Genomic DNA, 4,080 nt, shown 5'->3' with positions numbered 1-4,080 from the left:
GCCAGGACGGGGAGCAGCCGCCGCTGAGCGCGGCCGGCTGGGCGGGCCCGGGCCATGCCCTTCTGGTAGGCCGTGTAGGCCTGCGGGCTGGTGAACCACACCGAGGGGTCACCCCCACGCACCCGCAGCCGACGTACTACCTCGACGGCCGCGACAACACGATCAGGCACCGCGCCTCCACGCGGAGCCGCGTGCCCGCCTTGCGTTCGCGTTCGTCCGGCAGGCCCTCCGGGTCGGCCGTGTCGATGAGGGTCGTCCAGCGCTCGCCGTAGGAGTCGTCGGGCAGCCGGAAGTCGACCGGCTCCCAGTGGCTGTTGAGGAGCAGCAGGAACGAGTCGTCGATCAGGCGCCGCCCAAAGGGGTCGCGTTCGGCGATGGCGTCGCCGTTGAGGAAGACGCCGACCGAGTGCGCGTCGGGCCGCTGCCAGTCCCGGTCGGTCATCTCGCGGGCGTCGGGCAGCAGCCACACCAGGTCGGGCAGCGGCTGCCCGGGACGCGTGGCGGTGTCGCCGAGGAAGAAGCACCGTCGGCGGAGCACCGGGTGGGCGGCGCGCAGCCCGATGACGTACCGGGTGAAGTCGGCGAGGCTCCGCTGCTCCCCGGTCAGTTCCCAGTCGATCCAGGAGACCTCGTTGTCCTGGCAGTAGGCGTTGTTGTTGCCGCCCTGGGTGCGGCCGAGTTCGTCGCCGTGACTGAGCATCGGGATGCCCTGGGACAGCAGCAGGGTGGCGAGGAGGTTGCGCTGCTGGCGGACCCGGAGTTCGAGCACGGCCGGGTCGGTGGTCTCGCCCTCCGCCCCGCAGTTCCAGGACCGGTTGTGGCTCTCGCCGTCCCGGTTGCCCTCGCCGTTGGCCTGGTTGTGCTTGTCGTTGTACGACACCAGGTCGCGCAGCGTGAAACCGTCGTGCGCGGTGACGAAGTTGACGCTCGCCCGCGGTCGCCGCCTGCTGGCCTGGTACAGGTCGGAGGAGCCGGTGAGCCGGGAGGCGAACTCGCCGAGCGAGCCCGGCTCGGCCCGCCAGAAGTCCCGTACGGCGTCCCGGTAGCGGCCGTTCCACTCCGACCACAGCTGCGGGAAGTTGCCGACCTGGTAGCCGCCCTCGCCGAGGTCCCACGGTTCGGCAATGAGCTTGACCCTGCTGATCACCGGGTCCTGCTGGATCAGGTCGAAGAACGCCGAGAGCCGGTCCACCTCGTGGAACTGCCGGGCCAGGGTGGCCGCGAGGTCGAAGCGGAAGCCGTCGACGTGCATCTCGGTCACCCAGTACCGCAGCGAGTCCATGATCAGCTGGAGTACGTAGGGGTGCCGCATCAGCAGGCTGTTCCCGGTGCCGGTGGTGTCGTAGTAGTGCGCCCAGTCGCCGTCGACCAGCCGGTAGTAGGAGGCGTTGTCGATGCCCCGGAAGGACAGGGTGGGGCCCATCCCGTTGCCCTCGGCGGTGTGGTTGTAGACCACGTCGAGGATCACTTCGAGCCCGGCCGCGTGCAGCGCCTTCACCATCGCCTTGAACTCGTTGACCTGCTGGCCCCGGCTGCCGAAGGCGCCGTAGGCGTTGTGCGGGGCGAAGTAGCCGATGGTGTTGTAGCCCCAGTAGTTGGACAGGCCCCGGTCCTGGAGGACGCCGTCCTGCACGAACTGGTGGACCGGCATCAGCTCGACCGCCGTGACGCCGAGCGAGGTCAGGTGGTCGAGGATCGCGGGATGCGCGAGGCCGGCGTAGCTGCCCCTGAGCCGTTCGGGTACCTCCGGGTGGGTGAGGGTCAGGCCGCGGACGTGGGCCTCGTAGATCACCGAGTCGGAGTACGGGCGCCGGGGCGGGCGGTCGTCGCCCCAGTCGAAGTAGGGGTCGGTGACCACGCCGAGCATGGAGTGCCCGGCGCTGTCGGCCGGGGCGGGTCCGCCGGGGGTGCGCTCGTAGAGGGAGGCGTGGTTGTCGATCTGGCCGTCTATCGCCCGGGCGTACGGGTCCAGGAGCAGCTTCGCCGGATTGCACCGGTGGCCGAACTCGGGGGCCCAGGGGCCGGTCACCCGGTAGCCGTAGCGCTGTCCTGGCCCGACGCCGGGCAGGTAGGCGTGCCAGACGAAGCCGTCGACCTCGGTCATCGGCACCGTGGTCTCGGTGGCGGCGTCGTTCACCAGGACCAGTTCGACCCGCTCGGCGACCTCGCTGAACAGGGCGAAGTTGGTGCCCTGCCCGTCGAAGGAGGCCCCCAACGGGTAGGGGTGCCCGCTCCACACGGGCACCCCTTTCCGGGATTTCCTCGCCGTCACCGGGCGCCCGCCAGGGCGCCGTCGGCGGACGCGGCCGACTCGGCCACCGGCAGGTCGCGCGGCACCCTGAGGACCCGGCGCAGCCGGGGCGCGGGACCGGTCGGGACCAGCGGGACGCGCTCCCCGGACCGGGCCCGCTGCGAGAACCAGATGATCTTGCTGCCGGTCTCCGGGGCGCAGCAGCCCCAGCCGTCGCTGGTCGCGGCGAGGTGCGCCAGGCACCCGCGCAGATCCTGGTCGGGGCGGAGATCCCGGTCGTCGTCGCCGATGGCGGTGATGAGGTGCTGCCCGTTCCACCACATCTCGATGGACGTGTGTTTGTCCGTCGCGTGCTGGTCGATGGCGGTCAGCAGCAGTTCGGCACCGCGGCAGACGGGGTCCACGAGGTTGTCGAGATCCCAGTAACGCAGATGGGCGGCCAGTATGCGGCTGACCTGTCCCACCCGTTCCGGGCTGACCTCGACGTCGAGGTGGTAGTAGCAGGGCACTGCGGTCTTCATTGTCGCTAGCTCCTCACCCGCGAAGCTCCCGCTCCCCCTCACCCCTCCGGAAATCCGTTCCGGACGCGCAGCGTGAGCGCTGGTCGCTCCTGAGTCACCTTCACTGTGCGGGCGCTACGCCATTCGTGCAACCTGAGAGCTTCATGAGGTTGTTGAAGCTCCAACAAGACGCTCGGTCATCGCGCGTGCACCATGAGTGAAAGCCTCGATTCGCCGTAACGGCTCCGTGCCCTTCCGTGCCCGGACGCTCCCCCGATCCGGGGACACGTGCCCATTCGAGAGCGTCGGAAGGAACGACACGGCCATGCTGCTACCCGCGAAGGCCGAGGTGGCCCGGCAGCTGCGGCGCTACCGGGCGTGGGAGCGCGTCATGCTCGCCTCGCCACAGGACCGTGAGGTGCGGTCCACCTTCGAGGACTCGGGCTACACGCTGTGCGTGCTGATGGGCAAGCGCTGCGCCCGGGAGGCGGTGGACGCGGCCGAGCGCTACCTGCGCACGAGCCTCGTCACCTACGTGCGGGAACAGGGCGGGCGGTCCCAGCTGAGCGGGAAGGTCCGGCAGGGGCCGCCGGTGGAACGACGTTCCGCGAGGCAGTGATCCCGCAGGCGGACCCGCGGGAAGACACCGGTCTTCCGGCACACTACGGACCGCGGAGCCGGGCCCCGGGCCCGGCTCCGCGCACGGCGGAGGTGAGACCCATGAAGGCGACCGAGACCATCGGCCGTGTTCCGGTGCGTGACGTCCGGCCCGCCGTGGAGTGCGGCGGGCGGCCGGCGAAGGCGGTCCCCGGCGAGACCTTCGAGGTCACCGCCACCGTCTTCCGCGAAGGCCATGACGCCGTCGGCGCCAACGTGGTGCTGTGCGACCCCGAGGGCCGCCCGGGCCCGTGGACGCCGATGCGGGAGCTGGTCCCCGGCACCGACCGCTGGGGCGCCGAGGTCACCCCGGACGCGACGGGCCGCTGGACGTACCACGTGGAGGCCTGGAGCGCCCCGCTCGTCACCTGGCGGCAGCACGCCCGGGTGAAGATCCCGGCGGGCATCGACACGGGCCTGGTCCTGGAGGAAGGCGCCGAGCTGTACGGGCGGGCGGCTGCCGGGGTCCCCGAGGGACCGGCGCGCGAGCGGGTCCTCGAGGCGGCCCGGTCCCTGGACGACGACGCCCTCCCCCTGCACACGCGTCTGGCGAACGCCCTGGCCCCCGAGGTGGACGAGGTCCTGGCGCGGTATCCGTTGCGGGAGTTGGTGACGGTCTCGGAGCCGTTGCCGCTGCTGGTGGAGCGTGAACGGGCCCTGTACGGCTCCTGG

4 protein-coding genes are annotated in these 4,080 nt (G+C 71.2%); 2 read left to right on the top strand and 2 right to left on the bottom strand.

Annotation, left to right across the window (positions count from 1 at the left end; genetic code table 11):
• Positions 1-136 precede the first annotated feature (136 nt).
• Both glgX and AB0D74_RS50270 read right to left on the bottom strand, forming a co-directional pair.
• On the bottom strand, positions 137-2,245 hold the full coding sequence (gene glgX / locus AB0D74_RS50275) for a glycogen debranching protein GlgX (protein ID WP_362603393.1): 2,109 nt from the start codon (positions 2,243-2,245) through the stop codon (positions 137-139).
• 23 nt (positions 2,246-2,268) lie between these two features.
• Positions 2,269-2,772 (bottom strand): pep a2, encoded by a 504-nt coding sequence (locus tag AB0D74_RS50270; RefSeq protein WP_362603390.1) that lies wholly within the window; start codon positions 2,770-2,772, stop codon positions 2,269-2,271.
• A gap of 304 nt (positions 2,773-3,076) precedes the next feature.
• Between AB0D74_RS50270 and AB0D74_RS50265 the strand changes: the two genes are divergently transcribed.
• On the top strand, positions 3,077-3,370 hold the full coding sequence (locus AB0D74_RS50265; protein ID WP_362603387.1) for a DUF5133 domain-containing protein: 294 nt from the start codon (positions 3,077-3,079) through the stop codon (positions 3,368-3,370).
• Between the two features lie 101 nt (positions 3,371-3,471).
• Positions 3,472-4,080, top strand: a 609-nt coding sequence (locus tag AB0D74_RS50260) for a maltotransferase domain-containing protein (protein ID WP_362603384.1), incomplete at its 3' end; no start/stop codon positions are given.

The organism is Streptomyces sp. NPDC048278 (genome assembly GCF_040652195.1).
In the GTDB taxonomy this organism is placed as follows: domain Bacteria; phylum Actinomycetota; class Actinomycetes; order Streptomycetales; family Streptomycetaceae; genus Streptomyces.
The sequence above is the reverse complement of the archived record's forward strand: the minus strand, read 5'-3'. Positions and strand labels throughout refer to the sequence as shown.

What these genes read in the sequence shown, in the direction of transcription:
- AB0D74_RS50270 (WP_362603390.1), bottom strand. Translation starts at nt 2,772, where the DNA reads ATGAAGACCGCAGTGCCCTGCTACTACCACCTCGACGTCGAGGTCAGC.
- AB0D74_RS50265 (WP_362603387.1), top strand. Translation starts at nt 3,077, where the DNA reads ATGCTGCTACCCGCGAAGGCCGAGGTGGCCCGGCAGCTGCGGCGCTAC.